This window comes from Nitrosomonas marina, assembly GCF_900111605.1.
GTDB lineage: Bacteria > Pseudomonadota > Gammaproteobacteria > Burkholderiales > Nitrosomonadaceae > Nitrosomonas > Nitrosomonas marina_A.
The window spans coordinates 1-16,317 of sequence record NZ_FOIA01000032.1; the positions used below are offsets into that span (position 1 = coordinate 1).

At 42.3% G+C, this 16,317-nt stretch carries 15 protein-coding genes; 12 read left to right on the top strand and 3 right to left on the bottom strand.

Annotated elements, in window-relative coordinates:
- The first annotated feature begins 780 nt into the window (after window positions 1-780).
- Window positions 781-972 carry a hypothetical protein gene (locus BMY62_RS13005; protein WP_090660778.1) on the top strand — a complete coding sequence of 64 codons (192 nt, stop codon included), beginning with the start codon at window positions 781-783 and terminating at the stop codon, window positions 970-972.
- 113 nt (window positions 973-1,085) lie between these two features.
- On the opposite strand, the gene BMY62_RS13010 is transcribed toward BMY62_RS13005, so the two are convergent.
- The 3 genes from BMY62_RS13010 to BMY62_RS13025 all read right to left on the bottom strand — a co-directional run bounded on the left by BMY62_RS13010 (window position 1,086) and on the right by BMY62_RS13025 (window position 4,183).
- On the bottom strand, window positions 1,086-2,228 hold the full coding sequence (locus BMY62_RS13010) for an IS701 family transposase (protein WP_177170390.1): 1,143 nt from the start codon (window positions 2,226-2,228) through the stop codon (window positions 1,086-1,088).
- Window positions 2,229-3,342: 1,114 nt separating this feature from the next.
- Window positions 3,343-3,741 carry a hypothetical protein gene (locus BMY62_RS13020; protein WP_090660786.1) on the bottom strand — a complete coding sequence of 133 codons (399 nt, stop codon included), beginning with the start codon at window positions 3,739-3,741 and terminating at the stop codon, window positions 3,343-3,345.
- A 94-nt stretch (window positions 3,742-3,835) separates the two neighbouring features.
- Window positions 3,836-4,183: a hypothetical protein gene (locus BMY62_RS13025; RefSeq protein WP_090660789.1), complete on the bottom strand. Its 348-nt coding sequence runs from the start codon at window positions 4,181-4,183 to the stop codon at window positions 3,836-3,838.
- A gap of 554 nt (window positions 4,184-4,737) precedes the next feature.
- Between BMY62_RS13025 and BMY62_RS13030 the strand changes: the two genes are divergently transcribed.
- The 11 genes from BMY62_RS13030 to BMY62_RS13080 all read left to right on the top strand — a co-directional run bounded on the left by BMY62_RS13030 (window position 4,738) and on the right by BMY62_RS13080 (window position 16,316).
- Window positions 4,738-4,995, top strand: a complete 258-nt coding sequence (locus BMY62_RS13030; RefSeq protein ID WP_090660792.1) for a hypothetical protein — start codon at window positions 4,738-4,740, stop codon at window positions 4,993-4,995.
- Window positions 4,996-5,041: 46 nt separating this feature from the next.
- A complete protein-coding gene (locus tag BMY62_RS13035; protein ID WP_090660794.1) occupies window positions 5,042-7,021 on the top strand; it encodes a phage tail sheath subtilisin-like domain-containing protein in 1,980 nt (659 codons plus the stop codon).
- A 35-nt stretch (window positions 7,022-7,056) separates the two neighbouring features.
- On the top strand, window positions 7,057-7,563 hold the full coding sequence (locus BMY62_RS13040) for a phage tail protein (RefSeq protein WP_090660796.1): 507 nt from the start codon (window positions 7,057-7,059) through the stop codon (window positions 7,561-7,563).
- 26 nt (window positions 7,564-7,589) lie between these two features.
- Complete coding sequence (locus BMY62_RS13045; RefSeq protein WP_090660799.1) at window positions 7,590-8,456, top strand: T4 family baseplate hub assembly chaperone; 867 nt, start codon at window positions 7,590-7,592, stop codon at window positions 8,454-8,456.
- A gap of 112 nt (window positions 8,457-8,568) precedes the next feature.
- Entirely contained in the window at window positions 8,569-9,663 is a 1,095-nt protein-coding gene (locus BMY62_RS13050) for a hypothetical protein (RefSeq protein WP_143058817.1), read from the top strand.
- On the top strand, window positions 9,663-10,505 hold the full coding sequence (locus tag BMY62_RS13055) for a Pvc16 family protein (RefSeq protein WP_090660805.1): 843 nt from the start codon (window positions 9,663-9,665) through the stop codon (window positions 10,503-10,505). Before BMY62_RS13050 ends, BMY62_RS13055 begins: the two co-directional genes overlap by 1 nt.
- Window positions 10,502-12,694, top strand: coding sequence for an ATP-binding protein (locus BMY62_RS13060; RefSeq protein WP_090660808.1), 2,193 nt, complete (start codon window positions 10,502-10,504; stop codon window positions 12,692-12,694). The genes BMY62_RS13055 and BMY62_RS13060 overlap by 4 nt, the downstream gene beginning before the upstream one ends.
- Window positions 12,695-12,706: 12 nt before the next feature.
- Window positions 12,707-13,489, top strand: coding sequence for a hypothetical protein (locus tag BMY62_RS13065; protein ID WP_090660811.1), 783 nt, complete (start codon window positions 12,707-12,709; stop codon window positions 13,487-13,489).
- 3 nt (window positions 13,490-13,492) lie between these two features.
- Window positions 13,493-14,341 carry a hypothetical protein gene (locus tag BMY62_RS13070; protein ID WP_090660814.1) on the top strand — a complete coding sequence of 283 codons (849 nt, stop codon included), beginning with the start codon at window positions 13,493-13,495 and terminating at the stop codon, window positions 14,339-14,341.
- A gap of 5 nt (window positions 14,342-14,346) precedes the next feature.
- Window positions 14,347-15,459 (top strand): phage late control D family protein, encoded by a 1,113-nt coding sequence (locus BMY62_RS13075; protein WP_090660817.1) that lies wholly within the window; start codon window positions 14,347-14,349, stop codon window positions 15,457-15,459.
- Between the two features lie 11 nt (window positions 15,460-15,470).
- On the top strand, window positions 15,471-16,316 hold the full coding sequence (locus tag BMY62_RS13080) for a phage baseplate assembly protein V (RefSeq protein WP_090660819.1): 846 nt from the start codon (window positions 15,471-15,473) through the stop codon (window positions 16,314-16,316).
- Window position 16,317 lies beyond the last annotated feature (1 nt).

Sequence of the window (16,317 nt, forward strand, 5' to 3'; positions counted from 1 at the left end):
TATTTCAACCTGGCGCCCAGTCGCAAGCGTAAAACTTCTCTGATATTGCGCATTGTTATCCTCTTGGCTGCCAATGTCTGCCCCCCAAAAGGCAGGCAGCTTAGCAAACTAAATTAAAAACAATGCGTTGAAAAAATTCCGGTCATGTTGAACAGCGATTCCGGCATGTTGAACGCCAATTCCGGAAAATCAGCAAAAATGTTCAGCTTCAGCCGGAATGGCTGTTCACGTTCAACCAGAATACTTGTTCACGTTGGGCCAGAATAGCTGTTCAGGTTGGGCCGGAATATGCATTTTTGAAAGTACCATTGATTCAAGCCTAATTCAGAGCACGCCATCACCAGATTTTAATAAAATCATAGCAACTTTCTTTGATAAATCAGGATTACCACGATTCATATTTAGTGAGCGACGTGACAATGAGGACTGCTATCGCTTGGCATTTGAGGTTTGCTTAGCAAATTTATCAGTTTGATGGATTCGGTGGTGTGATCCAATAGATATCTATACACGGCAGGGTGAGTTCACCTGTCGAGACTAGTAGATCAACAGCTCTTGTGTAAAACAAATTCGACTTGACAACAAATCTAGCTTTGTAATACGTGTGAAATAAGTTGTTGTGATACGTCATTAAAACCTAGTCGTTGTACAGCCATTCCCGCTCACAATCCAAGACAAGGAAAATAAAGGCATTCAGCGGCCTTTAAAAATAATTTTTCGTAAACTTTTTTCTAAATTAAAGTATCATAGGAGTATAAATTAAAGTGATAGGTGAGCGCCATGTCAACATCCTCCTTTCACAAGCATTTAAGTGCGCCCGGTTTAATCAAAGAAGTTCGTGCCTGTTTTGAAAGAATAGAAGACAATGGAAACGGCAAAGGATTCTCATTGATCGATTGTTTGATGTCGGGATTTGCGGTTTTTAGTTTAATTCTACTTTGTCAGATTACTCAAAAGCCACTTTTTGCCTAGCAGAAGACTTTTTAGCGCTGAGCCGTCGTCGGTGTCGCTTATGAATAATATCAGCCAGATCCTCGGTGGTAAGTTGTCTTTGCGGCATCATGTGCGCTAATGCGGTCACCAGGTCATTGAAGGATAACATCGGCCATTGCTTGCGCCCAAGCATCTTTTGCTTGACCAAGAACAGCGTTGCCAACATGACCAGCGCCATGTGATGATGCCATGCACCCCACCGGCGTACTTGATAATCGGGCCATGCCGCACTCGCTTTTCGCTTCATGAAAACTATGTTCAATGAAGAATCGCTGTGCTTGTACTTGCGCCAGTTCCTGTAACGGCGTTTCAAGTGACGCGTTGGATAAGCAATAATGCGATATTTCGTTAGCGCCGGTCTCCCGTCTGGCCAGCAAGTGCCAGCGATGCGCTTGTTTCTCGCTGCGATCCCATACCCATACAAATGCATGAAGATATTCCGCTTCCAGCATACCTTTCTCACCTTCACGCAGTTTAATGCGCCGCCATACAGTATCCGGCTGCTCAGATGCCCATTGATCAACACGTATCGCCTCAGATTGTGCTTTCAGGTGTTTCGGTTGCCTGCCACGGCCATTCCTGGCAGGAATACTCGGCATTGGGTCTTCAAGATAAATCATCTGCCGACAGTGAACATCAGCGACAAATGTGCAGCCAAGTTTATCAACACCACGCAGGAAAGCAGGATCCTTGCCATAACCGCCATCAATACCGACATAACCAAAACGTACGCCGCGCTGTTTGGCTGTTTCGATCATCGATAATGCAATCTTGCATTTGCTTTGATAATGCTGGCATGCCTCAGGTATTGCCGCTTTCTTGCAACGATCCGAATCACTCACCCAATGTTCCGGCAAATACAGGCGCGCATCAATCAAACTGGCAATGCTGTTTTGGCACAAGCTGGCAAAAACGCCAACCTGACAATTGTCTACCTTGCCAAGATGACCAATCCATTGCCAGGAAACGCCCGCCGATGATTTTCCTTTCTTCGCAAAAGCACTTTCATCAATAATTAAAACAGCAGCAGGGCAACCCAGCAGCGCATCCGTTTCATACGCGATCTGTTCGCCAAAACCATTCCAGTCTATCGCTCCTGATGTTAGCATATGCTGCATAGCCTGATGATTAACTTCGTTGACCTCTCCCATGCGCAGCATATTCGCTCGTTCTGACTGAAACAACCCTCGCAAATAGCCGTAAAACGTTGTTGTCGCATCACGTGTCGAGGACACGAAAAATGATGAAAATGACGATAAATGCGCGCTAAGCACTTCTGGAAGCCCCTGAAGGGCAAACTGGAGTGACCGTTTAGTATTTTCACGACATGATCGTGATTAATAGTTATTAAACAAAGTGTTACTATACAATAAATCATTGCCGCAGAGAAGGCCTTCTAATCTGACAAAGTAGAATTAATGAACTGGCTACTGTTTAGCTCTTAATTCGCATTTTAGCAATGTTGTAATCTTCATGTCGGACGCTCCTCTCTTTGTTGGTGGCTAATACACCACTACTTTGGCACATTAGATGCCGTTTGGGGGGGCGTCCATTCCACTACATCACTAATCGCCAATGTTTTCGCAGCCACTTTCACATTCGCATAGTCCTGCATCAATACAGGCAAAAACAAAACTACACGAGGCTTGTACACTATCAAGACTACAGCTGCAGCCCAGTGGGTGTGTACATCTGAGATATTCTGCCACCTCTAACACACGTATTTTTTCCTCAGAGGTTACTTTTTGAGTAAATGTTGAGTGTGAATTATCGGGTGGTATCAAACGATCTGCCCCAAATGGCTGTGATTCATTCCGCGTACAGCCAGTACTAACGAAAAAGATGAAAAAAATTGCTAGTAATAATAGTGCTCTATGTTGATCAAAATGCATTTTAACTTTAAAGAGTTCCATAATCCTTCTCCTTTACTCGTTAGAAAAGCTATTTTCAAACTGCATGATCATGCTAGGCTCATACCAAAAATATTACAACAGGAAAAGAGAGAAAAGGGCGGAAGCTAGAAAAGGATGCTTATTTCTCACTGTCCTTTAACATTTTATAATTCAACCTCTTGCCAACTGTTTATCACCCTTAAAATGATATGGTATACAGTTAGTTTTGTAGATCATGAGTCTAAGCATGTTAGATCAAATACCGGTTGTTAAACTTGTGCAACACTAACTTAAATTTATAATTTTCAGCAACAGACCAAGAAAGGAAAGAGCGAGCAATTTTCAGGTCATACATGCTTTCCATAGTAAAACATTATCTTCTTATGAATCACCATCTTTGATATCGTCAAATGCTTTAGCAGCAGAGACTAAAAGATGGGTAGTGTTATTAATCCAGTCAAATTTTGTTTTTTCCCAGGCATCCTAACCCTGCGGAAGTTTTTTTATCTTTGAACATCAATGTTAAATCCGCAACCGACAGTACTGGTTGCGAGTCTATAGTCTTTGCATCAGGTTTATTAGCAAAAAATGCAAACAGTAGTCCAAATTCTCCGGCAGACACCACCAGATTATTCTCTCCTGCAACTTTTGTCAGCGCTTCAGCGAATTCTCCTTTTTGATCAGACTGTTCGGTACTGTACTCATTTGTAAAAAAGCTTTTTATTTTCTCTTTTATAAAATCTCCACCTTGTGTGTGCAAATCACTTATATCTTGAAGCACCAATTTTGCAGCTTCTTTACTATCGACTTTCGAGTCAGGGTCTCTGGCTAAGTTTTCAGCAATAAATGCGGCCACGTCGGATGTTTGATAAAGCCGTCCGTTGCATAGTTAACCAATCGATCAAAGTCACTTTGACTGAATCTTCCTAATCCCTTTTTGCAGGATTGCCTTAAAAAATACTACTATGTCCTGGATGTGAGCCTTGTGAACCTGGAAAATCCAAACTAAAATGTCCAGCGGGTAAAAGCGCACTCGGTTTTCCAGAATCATCGAAGAAACGTACGTGGTTCCCTTTTGCGAAAATTTCTAGAATCTCACCTAAATCACCACCGCCTGAATTACCAAGATGTGTAACATCATCAACACTTGCCAGCGGCTCGGTTATGCTATTGCGAACGGGAAGATCATCGGTCGCTACTGCAGCTGCTATGAATGGGCAAGTCGCTTTTTTTTCTGCTATTGCTTGGCGTTCTGTAACGGATAACTGAATTTTTTTGCAATCTGCTTCAATCGTCATTTTAGCCCTCTCTTCAAAAAAATCTTCTGAATAGCAGACATGAAATATAAATACTTTGAATATTTTGTTAGCAACAGGTATTGTGTATTGCACCTTACATAGGAATGAAACGTAAGGCGTCGAAATCAAATTTAATAATATTTGAAAGATATCATTATCTTAAAACAGTGCATATACGTATTAACACGTATTGTTAAAAAGATGAAAAATTGGAATAATTTAATAATGAAATATTGAAACAATGGATTGCAACAGTGAGAAACTACTTTACTGTTCGGGACGAAGTATGTTCGAAGAGCGTTTTCTAGGGAAAAGTAGCCAATTTTGAAAACTGACTTGAGTCAGATGGTTTTGCTTTGTCTCAAAATATAAATTTCGCAAAAAATTCATCAACTTGATTTTGCAGCAAATATTGTTCGAATTAGCGGGAGGTGCTGATCTCACAGATAAAAGTTTGTGTTTTTGAATTAAATAGTTTTTAATTCCATCATTTGCTGTAGGGTTTTTAAGTATAATTATCGCGTAAATTGATTAACTTCAAAGAGAGCGCTGACATGAAACATACTATTCAAAACATTTCACGACGTCCACTGACGATTATCTGCAATAGTGGTAAAGCGATTCACATGGCGCCTGATTATTGCTGTGAAGTCAATGAGACAGACCTAAAAGTCAATCCGATGATAAAGAAAATGCTTGACAAAAAGTTAATTAGGTGTACTGATTCTAAAACAGAGACCAGGTTAAGTAGTAAGGTAAGCGCAAAGTCGGCCTTTGTTGAGAAAAAAGCTAAGGAGACGGCTAAGGAGTAATTTGTTTCAGCAACATAAACTGAGCTAGTTCGAACGGAGGATCAACATGGTAACACCAACTTATCCTGGGGTATATGTTCGAGAAGTGCCTAGCAGTTCTCGTCCTATTACTATAGCTAGTACATCAACTGCGGCTTTTGTTGGCATTGCAACTAAAGGGCCGATTGATGAAGCAGTGCGTATTTTTAGTTTCAGTGATTTTGAAAAATTGTATGGAGCATACCGTGCTGATTCTTTCTTAGCGCATTCAGTATTCCAGTATTTTAATAACGGTGGTTCTGTCGCTTATATCGTGCGAGTAGTCGGTAGTGATCCGACCAATACTAATAATCCGGCCAATGCGAGTATGACACTCATGGATCGCGGCTCAAATGCTCAGTCGACCATCACGATTGAGGCTGCCAGTCCTGGCATTTGGGGTAACGCACTGGAAATCGAAATTACTGCCGGGACTAGCGATCCTGCGAATGAGTTTAATCTCAATGTTTATGAAGAAGGCAGTAATCGGCCTGTGGAAACATTTGAAAATATAAACATGCTGAGTACGGCGAGTAACTATATTACTAATGTTATTAGTAACTCAAACTACATCAGTGTTACTGTGCTTGCCAATAGCAATTCAACTGGTGTCGACGCAATTGGAACTAGTGTGGCTGCAGGTGCTGCTAATCTGCCTGTCGACGATCCTGTGAATGAAGTGCAAATGCGAATCAATATTGATAATGATGGTTTTCAGGATATTGATCTTAATGTTGCGGTAACTGATGGAACTGTGACGGACTTAAGTACTGCAGCCAATGTAGTAACGGCATTGCAGCACATTGTGCGTGACCTGCTTAGCAAAAACCATTCAACTACACCCGATGCGGCTTATGACAACTTTAGTGCAGTTGAGTCAAGTGGGATTATAACTTTGCGATCAGGTTCAAACACCCCTTTCTCATCGGTCGTGGTGGCCGAACCATCGGATCGGGCGAGAGATATTACCGGTTATCTGCGTTTAGGTAGATTAAACGGGGGTATGGAAACTATCGGTGCGGCGGTTTTACGTCCGATTAACAATACTAGTGCACTACCGCGTTATCTTTTAGGTGATCATGCCGATGTTGGAGGCACAAACCCGGTAGCTAGTGTCACACGCGGTTCGGATGGTCCAGCTTTAGCCAACGACCAACCTTATATCGATGCTTTAAATCGTTTAGATAATAAAGACGATGTTAGTATTATTACTATACCCGGAGTGTCTTCCCCTTCTTTGGTTGGTGATGCTATGAACTATTGTGAAAATCGAAATCTGAGCGATTGCTTTTTTATCGGTGATTTGCCTGAAATCTATGACGAGGTTGGCGAAGCACAGGCTTTTGTGGGTGGTATCTCTCCCAAGAATTCATATGGAGCCATGTATTGGCCTTGGTTGAGAATGAATGATCCCTTAGGTGGTTCAGAGCCAATCGTCGTTCCACCATCAGGCTTTGTTGCGGGGTTGTATGCTAAAACTGATGCTAAACGTGGTGTATGGAAGGCACCTGCGGGTACCTCTGCGGGTGTTGCCGGAGCCAACGGTGTTACTGTTAACCTGACCAATGTGCAACAGGGTTTGTTAAATCCAACGCCATATCATGTGAATGTGATCCGGGAATTCCCTGCCGCAGGACGAGTGATCTGGGGTGCCAGGACGATAACCAGTGACGCATCATGGAACTTTGTTCCTGTCCGTCGTATGGCGATTTTAATACGCGTAAGTATTTATAACGGAATTCAATGGGCCGTATTTGAACCCAACGACGTTGGCTTGTGGTCCCAGCTACGTTTGAATATTACTGCTTTCATGATGACGCTCTTTCGTCGTGGTGCATTCCAGGGTGCAACGCCTTCGGAGGCATTCTTTGTTAAGGTAGACAGCGAAACAACCACGCAGGCCGATATCGATGCAGGTATTGTCAATATCCGGGTAGGTTTTGCGCCATTGAAACCGGCGGAGTTTGCTGTGGTATTGCTAAGTCAAAAAGCTGGTCAGGCGGGATAATCAAGTTAGCTAACTATATATAAAGGAATCAAACAATGGCAAAGTTTTCTGTAAATTCACACCGTGAAGATCCATATAGGAATTTTAAATTTAAAGTGAAATGGGATAATGAGTATGTGGCCGGTTTAAGTAAGTGCAGTGCGCTCAAGAAAACCACGGATGTGGTGGACTGGCGCGAAGGAGGTGACCCTTCGCATGGTCGCAAATTGCCTGGCACGACCAAGTATGAGTCGATTACACTGGAAGCAGGCGTGACCCACGATACAGCATTTGAGGATTGGGCCAACCTGGTGAACAATTTCAAGGATGGTGATCCAGGTATGTCACTGAAAAACTTTCGAAAGGACAATATCACTATTGATGTATTTAATCTGGCTGGCCAGGTGGTTATGTCGTATATCGTACATCGCTGCTGGGTATCAGAATATCAAGCTTTGCCGGAATTGGATGCCAGTGCCAATGCAGTAGCTATCCAGACTTTGAAGCTGGAGAATGAAGGGTGGGAAAGAGATTTGAGTGTCACGGAACCTACTGAAACCTGATAGATAACCATTTTGGTGTCAAGTAAATGGAGATGCAAACTTATACATTACCAGGTGGATACCTTGATGCCAATGGGAAAATACAGAAGGAAGTCATGTTGTTCCCACTGTCTGGTCGTGAGGAGGAACTGCTTACCGGAAATCAGTCTCCTAGCGCCCAACTGGTATCCGAGCTGATAACACGTTGCGTAGCCCGCATCGGTGAAATACAACCAGTTCCACTTGATGTGGCAAGAGCGCTACTGGTGGCGGATCGGGAATTTATCCTGCTCATGTTAAGGCGCGTGACATTTGGTGATAGGGTTGAATCCACGTTGCTCTGTCCCTGGCCAAATTGCAGGAAAAACATTGATGTTGATTTTGATATATCAAGTATTCCAATCACCCGCTTGGACGACATCGTGTCCGTATATGAAGCAGAGATAGCTTCCCATAGAGTAATGTTTCGGTTACCTAACGGGGCTGATCAGGAAATCATCGCTTCTTTACCGCAAACTAGTGAGGCAGATGTGACTACTTTGTTGTTACAGCGATGCATTGTGCAAATCGATGGAATCCCTTCCCCGAAGTTGGAGGATATTCAGTCCCTGCATGCGGATATCAGACTGGGAATTGAAACCAGTATGGAGGAAAGGGCTCCGAACATTGATTTGACCATGGAAGTGGATTGCCCTGAGTGTAAACGATCATTCATTGCGCCATTTGAGTTACAGGACTTTTTCTTTGGTGAGGTAAAGACCAATATCAAGCTCTTGTATCGCGAGGTTCATTACTTAGCGTTTCATTATCACTGGAGTGAAAGTGAAATCATGAGTATGCCACGAGAGCGTCGTCGTCGCTATATAGATGTACTTGCCGATGAAATAGAGGCAATAAATGATACGGTCCGTTAGGAATCATCGTAGGGGTTCGAGTTATCTGGCATCTGTTGCTCAGGGGGCGGTACGACCATTTCATTACCGCACCAAAGCCTGGCGATTACTGGGACGGGTAGGTGGTGGCAAAATGGGTCACAAAAGTGGAGCATATCATCTTATAGGCAACTTTAAATATTTGTCATATTATAACTATGACACTCGATTGAGTTCACCACCTATTAACACGGGATATTTCCAATCTAACAATAATTTTTTATGGGAAACACTTTCATTTGCTACTGGTCGCAATGACAATAAGCCGGTTCAATCCCCAGCAGGATTTCAACATCCAACAGCATTAACCGCCAGGGAAATTGCAGGTTGTGTGGCCAAAGAACCTCAGCAACAGTTTGCCATCATTCACCAGAATCAAAGTACAAGATTAAATACAGAAAGCTATTTGAATGCAGGCAATAAAGCCAGCATTCCGGAATCTACCAAAGAGGATGCGTTAAGTAAAATAAATAGGAACTCAGGTGAGAGAAAACCTGTCCGTCTCGCTAACGATAATAGTGCAAGCCCTGATAGGACGATGGTTCATGATGTCAATAAAAATGTGCAGCAGGGACAGATGCCCAGTCAATTGCTAAGGCAACTGGGGAGGCTGTTGGAAGAATACAATTTTGGCGACAGCGATGAAACAAGTGAGCAAATACAGCGACATGATAAGGTAAATTCAGCAAGTCATAATGCAAGTAGTCAGAAGCTTAGGAATATATCAATTCCCGGTGAAACGACTAAGGAGTATGTCAAAAGTGTCTATAGCCAAAACTTAAAGCCTGAGTTTGTAGAATCGGTTCTACATGTTGAACGTGATCGAGTTGGCACGCAAATAAATCGTTCAGCTCCAGAACGCCAGGATAAGTCCTATCAAGCCGATAAATCTATCCATTCATATTCGGCCAGCAATAGTAAACCTGTGATTAACGGAAAAAATACTCGTCAGCCATTTGTAGATGAGACAAGTGATATCCGTCTAGCGGATATAAAATATTTAATATATCAAAAGCCCTCGGTACAAAAGATAGATAAAGCTAAAAAAAACGAAAATATTGTTAAAAAACTGACCCGTCAGGTGAAAACCAAGACTATCAAAAACCCGTTAAAAAGCCACAGTTTGGCTACAAATAACTATCTGCAACGATGTCGCTTAGGAAATAGCAGGATAAGGATTTACAAGTAATGAGTGATTCAAGTGCAATTGGAATGGTGGGCGAGTCACTGGTTAACCTGCTCGAAGGAGAAATGCAAAGTACGCCTAGCGTGGATGTCACCGTACTGGCGCCGGATGAGAATGCGCAGGGTAACAGAAGAATTAATCTGTTTCTCTATAAAGTGGAGGAAAATACTTACTTAAAAAACAAGGAATGGGAGGTTTCACGAACAAACAGTGAGCAAATTACGGCAGCTCCGTTGAGTCTGAATTTACATTATTTAATGACGGCCTATGCGCAAAACGACCAACAGACAGGAAATACCAGCGCACATGAGGTATTGGGTGAGGCAATGCGTGTCATGAATGAGTTTCCAATTATACCGGGTTCCTATCTGGTAAGTGGTCTCAACGATGCACGGGAGCAGGTAAAGATTATGCTAAAAACAACGGATATCGATGAGATTAGCAAGATCTGGACAACGTTCAGTGAGCCTTATCGCTTAACCGTACCTTATGAAGTTTCCGTGGTACAGCTGGATCAGTCACCGGCTACGACACGTGATATCCCGACCCGGGTAGCCACCTTGGGTATCCCTACTGTCACTCCTGAATTCATTGCACCTTCAATTAATGCAATGGCGCCACAGAGTGGTCCTGTGAGTACGACTATCACATTTAGTGGTGAAAATATTGATGGGTTGGCTGCTTATGTCACTATTGGGGGGCGGCGAATTGCCGATCAGCAGGTCATATCTAGTAACAGTTTTGATGTTACCGTACCCAGCGACATGATTCAGGGCTTCCACCAGGTCCGGGTGGATGTCTCTCATTTATATCGCACTACCTTTTTGTTTGAGGTAACAGCATGAAGACTGAACAGCCAGAATATCAAGCTTTACTGGTTCCGGCATACCAGGATATTTTTGAACATTTGCGTGATGAACTCATGCGTTTGGATAAAATGCTGGAAATTAGAGTATATGAGTTCAATATAAAAAAATTCTCAAATGGTAAGCGGACCTATACATCACCGAACTATATATCCAATGAGGAAGTGAACTGGCTAATGTCGGAACAGCCAGGTGTTGAAAAAGAGGGGGATGAAACCCTAAATCGGCTTTATGCTGACCTGCAGGAGATTGAAGACAGAATAGATAGTGCAGTTCAACAAAGTCTGACATCCGGGGTGTTTTTACCATTAATTAATTTATCCAAGCTGTTCAACATGACTTGGCTGGAATATCAGGTCATATTAATATGCCTCGCTCCGGAATTACGACGCCGTTATGACAAAATTTACGCCTATCTACAGGATGATATCACCCGAAAAAGGCCTAGCTTGGACTTGGTGTTGCAAGTTTGTTGTGTCTCCGAAGCTGACCGTTGGCAGGCGCGAAAATTGCTGAACCATGATTCAAGCCTTATTAAATTTGATCTGGTTCAGGTGATTGATGACGTGTATAGCCCTTCAGGATCCAGTAATCTATCATTGTTTATCCAAATCAACAAACGAATCCTGGATTATGTACTGGATGTGAATATTGTGGGCGACAGAATAGAACCTTATGTGAATATAATTTCAGTTAAAAATGTAAAAAATGCAGTGCAGATACATTCCCGGCCGTTGCAGGATATACGAGATATTCTGCAAAAGCATGCTGACGGTAGTACTGATATTGAACCAACTGTTATTCACCTTATTGGTGGACATGGTTATGGAAAAAAGACTCTGATATTGTGTGCCTTGCAGCAGGACGTTGACGCTTTGTTGTTTGTTGATATGTCCTTGTTATATAAATTAGATCAGAATGAGTTGAGGGTGTGTATCAATTCAGTGATCGTTGAAAGTATCCTGTTTCAGATCCCCATCTATTTCAGAAATATTACTAATGTTAATGAGGATGCCAAGGATAAGATAACGATTATTTTCAATAAAATTAGTCAATACAGCTGGGTCTATTTTTCAGATAGTTGTAGTGATAATACGGCTTTAACCGGCAACACTTTTGTTAATGTGAGAAATATCAAGCTTTCTTTGCCTACAGTGAACGAGAGCAAGGTACTGTGGGATTATTATGTGACTAAAACCAGAACTATCCTGCATGATGCGTCGATTATCAAGACTTTGGCCGAAAAATTCATCTTATCACCTTTGGCCATTAAACAGATCATCTATTCGCTAAGTTCAACAAAACAGGTTTCCAATCAGGAACTGATCAACAAGTGTAAGTCACATTCCAGTAAAGGTTTGGTTCAATTGGCTACAATGATTCCACCAGGATACGCTTGGGTTGATATCGTTTTGCCTAATGACACAAAATCCATTTTGAAGACAATATGTAAGCAGGTAACCAACAAATATAAAGTTTTTCACGATTGGGGATTTGACAACAAGTTACGTTATGGGCGTGGCTTGAGTGTTTTGTTCTGTGGTAGTCCGGGTACAGGTAAGACCATGGCCGCACAGGTTATTGCTGCGGAACTCAAACTGGATCTTTACAAGATCGACTTATCTAATGTGATTAGTAAATATATCGGTGAGACTGAAAAAAACCTGGATAAGGTATTTACTGAAGCCGAAACCAGTAATGCAGTACTGTTTTTCGATGAGTGTGATGCGTTATTTGGTAAACGTACGGAGGTTTCCGACGCCCATGATCGTTACGCGAATCTCGAGGTTAGTTTCTTGTTGCAGAAAATGGAAGAATATGACGGTATTGTAATCTTGGCTACCAACTTGAGGGGCAATATGGATGACGCCTTTATTCGACGTATACGCTTTATAGTGGAGTTTCCATTCCCAGATCAGGAAAGTCGAAAACAGATCTGGTGTAAATCAATACCTGACTTGGCTCCAGTCTCCGAAGATATAGATTTCGATTTACTTGCCAATCGATTAAAGCTCTCTGGTGGGAATATAAAAAATATTGTACTTAACGCCGCGTTTCATGCCTCGGATGAAAACAGTGCAATAGCTATGAAACATATGTTGTTAAGTGCAAGAGATGAGTTCCAGAAAATTGGCAAGTCGTGGAACGAGAATAGTATTTTAAATTAAGGGTGAAGAATAATGAGCGGATTTAGCGGTAGGCCCAAAATACTGAAAGGTGCGTTTGTCGAGTATGGGATCAGTATCCCGCCCCTGTTCGTAGTCTTCCAGTTTAATCCTGAAGAATTGACTCGCAGTCGGGGTGTGCAGTTTGGTGGCTTGTCAGGTAATGACAGAGAAGAACGAGTAGAAACAACTGAGCAGCAACAAACCACGCAAAATGGTTCTACCTCGTCCACAACCAATACAAGTGCATGTTCTTCGTCCAGTCGCAGTCTCAGGTCACTGCATCAGCGTAATTTTCCAGAAAAAGATCACTTGATGGGTGTACAAAATGCCCAAACTGCAGAGTTTAGTGAGGAATCGATCAGTTTTGATATTCGTCTAGATGCTACTGATGATATGAATGAAGGTAATGTGATTGCCGGCACCTTCGGTATCCTACCGCAGTTGTCGACACTCGAAATGATGACCCTGCCTAAGAGCGAAAGCCTGATTGCCAATGTACTTTCCGGATTCGAAGAGGGGTTTAGTTTTACGAATAAAGAAAAGCCCCCTATCGTGTTGTTTATCTGGGGTTATACACGGATATTGCCTGTGAATCTTAACCGAATCAGTATCCGTGAGACAGAATTTAATACCATCCTGAATCCCACTCGGGCTACAGTGGGTGTGGATTTGACAGTCATTGAAGGCAACAATTATAACATTCCTTATACTTATTCAAAGGCACTGAAGGAGGCTATGTCAGTGCTTAACCTGGCCAATATTACAGATGTGGCCAATGTGGTGGTGCCAGGTTGAATTATGTTTAATAAACGATCTCGTTATTACAAACTGGATAAATTGGCTATCAGGCGAAGTGATGGTCTTACGATTAATGGCAAACAGCTGAGAGTTCAGCCTAAAACTGAAGGTAAGGTATTTTATCAGATTGAATCGGGTGACCGAATTGATCATTTAGCTTATAAGTTCTTGAGACAGTCCAAACTTTGGTGGCACATCTGTGATGCCAATCCTGCATTTTTCTCACCAAAGGAATTGCTAGGTACATCACCCATCAAGCACTTGCGGGTAGTTGTTTCTTTCCAAGGATATCAACCCGAGTGGGTTGCATTGTTTTCTTCACTGCATCGGAAAATAGGTGTCCAACAGATACTGCATGGTGAGAATGGGCAGACCAAAGTGCATAGACAGTTAACATATAGTGTAATGTCGTCTTTTGCCACAATACCCGACACAGATGAAGTGTTATTTGATCCCGACACAGATGAAGTGTTATTTGATCAGGCCGTACGGATGCAAACCATTTCTCCTGCTTTGGATACTTTTCTGAGTCCAGGGGGGATAACTCTGGGTGGTGCAATCAGGGTTACTAAGGATGGTGATAATCTCTGGTATGTCGATGATCTTGAGAACCAGATTGTTTATGCTTATGTATTGACTTTAAATGATGATCCTGTGCCTGATGAAGTTAGTCTCTTTGAGGCAACGGTCTTTCATACCTGGATGGTGGAAATTATTTATAACGAGAATTCAATTGCATCGGAGGAGTTACTGGATGATATACAGTCTGCTGGCTTCAACGTAGATAGTCATGAATTCATTGGTCGAGTCGGCAAAAAAATAGCTATACCAGCAAAATATTTTGGTTGAACATTATGCAACATGATTTCTTACAGATTGAAATTGAAGGTGAAGAGCTCGAAGAGCTTTATACGGATTTGATTTGTTTGGAAGTCGAACTTGATGATGAATTGGCTTCTAGTTTTTATATCAAATTGACCATGTTGGCGCTGGATGGGGAGTGGTCCATTCTTAATGATGATCGGATTGCTGCTTGGAAGCCAGTAACGATTACTGCTGGGTTTGAAGATAATTCAGAAGAATTGATATCCGGTTATATCACACAAATTAAACCTGATTTTTCGGCCAATCCTGAAGATGCGACTATCGAGATCTGGGGTATGGACGCCAGCGTGCTGTTGGATAGGGTTGAGATATTAAAGGTCTGGCCAAACAAGAAAGACAGTGATATCGCAACAGAAATATTTCGAAGCTACGGTCTGACACCCGATGTGGAAGATACTACCTTGGTGCATGATGAGGCAATATCCACGATTATTCAACGTGAAACAGATATGCAATTCCTGAAGCGGCTCGCATTGCGCAATGGTTATGAGGTCTATGTCCAGAGTAGTAGCGGTTATTTTAAATCGCCAGCGGTAGATGACGATGCGCAACCTGTATTGGCTGTGCATTTCGGCAATGAGACAACGATGACGAATTTTTCATTAACTGTAGACGCAACAATGCCGACCAAAGTCAGCATGTATCAGATCGACAGGCTGAATAAGGAAGTTTATGAAGTCAACGTGGAGTCAAGTACATTAATGAAGTTGGGTAGTACGGATGCCAATGGCCTGCTGGGTTTGGGGATGGATTCTGGTCAAGTATATGTAAGTATGAATAGTACCTCCGGTAATGCCGAGATGAAGGCATTATGTCAGGGTATTTATGAAAAGGCCGAATGGTTTGTCAGTGCAGAAGGAGAGATACTTGCCAATAATTATGGGCACGTATTGTTACCCAGAAAGCCGGTTACCATAAAAGGTATCGGTGAGGTTTATAGTGGTTTGTATTATGTTACTCATGTTACACATGTTTTCACCTCGAGTGGATATACACAATATATGAAGGCTAAGCGCAACGGTCTGCACACTCTAGGTACAGAGAACTTTAATGTGGGAAATGGCTTGTTAGTTGGAGTCTAGTAGGAGTTTTTATGAACCTTGAGCAAACAGTCGCCAGTATTATGCAAAAAATGGAGCGCCAGTTCTATGGTAAGTATAGAGGCTTTGTAGTAGAAAATGAGGATCCGGAACAGCTTGGTCGTTTGAGGGTAAGAGTGCCTAGTGTACTAGGTAATGATGTGGTTACTGGATGGGCATTGCCTTGCTTGCCTTTTGGTGGCAATGTCAACCAAGGTATGTTTTTTATTCCAGAAGTTGATGCTGGCGTGTGGATAGAATTCGAAGAAGGTGACCTGGAGTGCCCCATCTGGGCAGGTACTTTCTGGAGCAAACCGGGTGGTGAAAGTGAAATACCCAAAACCAATGGGGCAGATGGCACCGAACAAGATATACAAAAACAACCTACGCGCAAGATCATCAAGACATTAAAAGGGCATTCTATTCAGATTGAAGACAAAGACGATGAGGAAATGATTCTGATTAATGAAGCGATAAATGGCCATGTTATTAAACTGGATAAGGAGGGTGTCATTATTACCGATGGGGCAAACGGAAATGCCATGATCATGGATAAAGATGGCACCATTATCGAGGATGCTAATGGTAATAAAGTGATCATGGAAGGTAGTAGCATTACTGTTGAGGAATCTAGTGGTAATAAGATAATCCTTGAATCGGGCGGTATTAAAGTCGGTAGTGACGGTGCCAGTGAACCGTTTCTTTTAGGAAATACTTTTTTGTCAAATTTTAGTTCGCTGGTAAATACTTTGGCGACCCATACTCACTTGGGAAACATGGGGGCACCGACTTCACCTCCGACTTCGCCCATCATGTTTGTGGAAGCAGGTGTTAAATCAATGAAGCATAAGGTGGAATGAC

What these genes read in the sequence shown, in the direction of transcription:
- BMY62_RS13030 (WP_090660792.1), top strand. Translation starts at nt 4,738, where the DNA reads ATGAAACATACTATTCAAAACATTTCACGACGTCCACTGACGATTATC.
- BMY62_RS13050 (WP_143058817.1), top strand. Translation starts at nt 8,569, where the DNA reads ATGGGTCACAAAAGTGGAGCATATCATCTTATAGGCAACTTTAAATAT.
- BMY62_RS13065 (WP_090660811.1), top strand. Translation starts at nt 12,707, where the DNA reads ATGAGCGGATTTAGCGGTAGGCCCAAAATACTGAAAGGTGCGTTTGTC.
- BMY62_RS13060 (WP_090660808.1), top strand. Translation starts at nt 10,502, where the DNA reads ATGAAGACTGAACAGCCAGAATATCAAGCTTTACTGGTTCCGGCATAC.
- BMY62_RS13045 (WP_090660799.1), top strand. Translation starts at nt 7,590, where the DNA reads ATGGAGATGCAAACTTATACATTACCAGGTGGATACCTTGATGCCAAT.
- BMY62_RS13025 (WP_090660789.1), bottom strand. Translation starts at nt 4,183, where the DNA reads ATGACGATTGAAGCAGATTGCAAAAAAATTCAGTTATCCGTTACAGAA.
- BMY62_RS13075 (WP_090660817.1), top strand. Translation starts at nt 14,347, where the DNA reads ATGCAACATGATTTCTTACAGATTGAAATTGAAGGTGAAGAGCTCGAA.
- BMY62_RS13040 (WP_090660796.1), top strand. Translation starts at nt 7,057, where the DNA reads ATGGCAAAGTTTTCTGTAAATTCACACCGTGAAGATCCATATAGGAAT.
- BMY62_RS13005 (WP_090660778.1), top strand. Translation starts at nt 781, where the DNA reads ATGTCAACATCCTCCTTTCACAAGCATTTAAGTGCGCCCGGTTTAATC.
- BMY62_RS13035 (WP_090660794.1), top strand. Translation starts at nt 5,042, where the DNA reads ATGGTAACACCAACTTATCCTGGGGTATATGTTCGAGAAGTGCCTAGC.
- BMY62_RS13080 (WP_090660819.1), top strand. Translation starts at nt 15,471, where the DNA reads ATGAACCTTGAGCAAACAGTCGCCAGTATTATGCAAAAAATGGAGCGC.
- BMY62_RS13070 (WP_090660814.1), top strand. Translation starts at nt 13,493, where the DNA reads ATGTTTAATAAACGATCTCGTTATTACAAACTGGATAAATTGGCTATC.
- BMY62_RS13055 (WP_090660805.1), top strand. Translation starts at nt 9,663, where the DNA reads ATGAGTGATTCAAGTGCAATTGGAATGGTGGGCGAGTCACTGGTTAAC.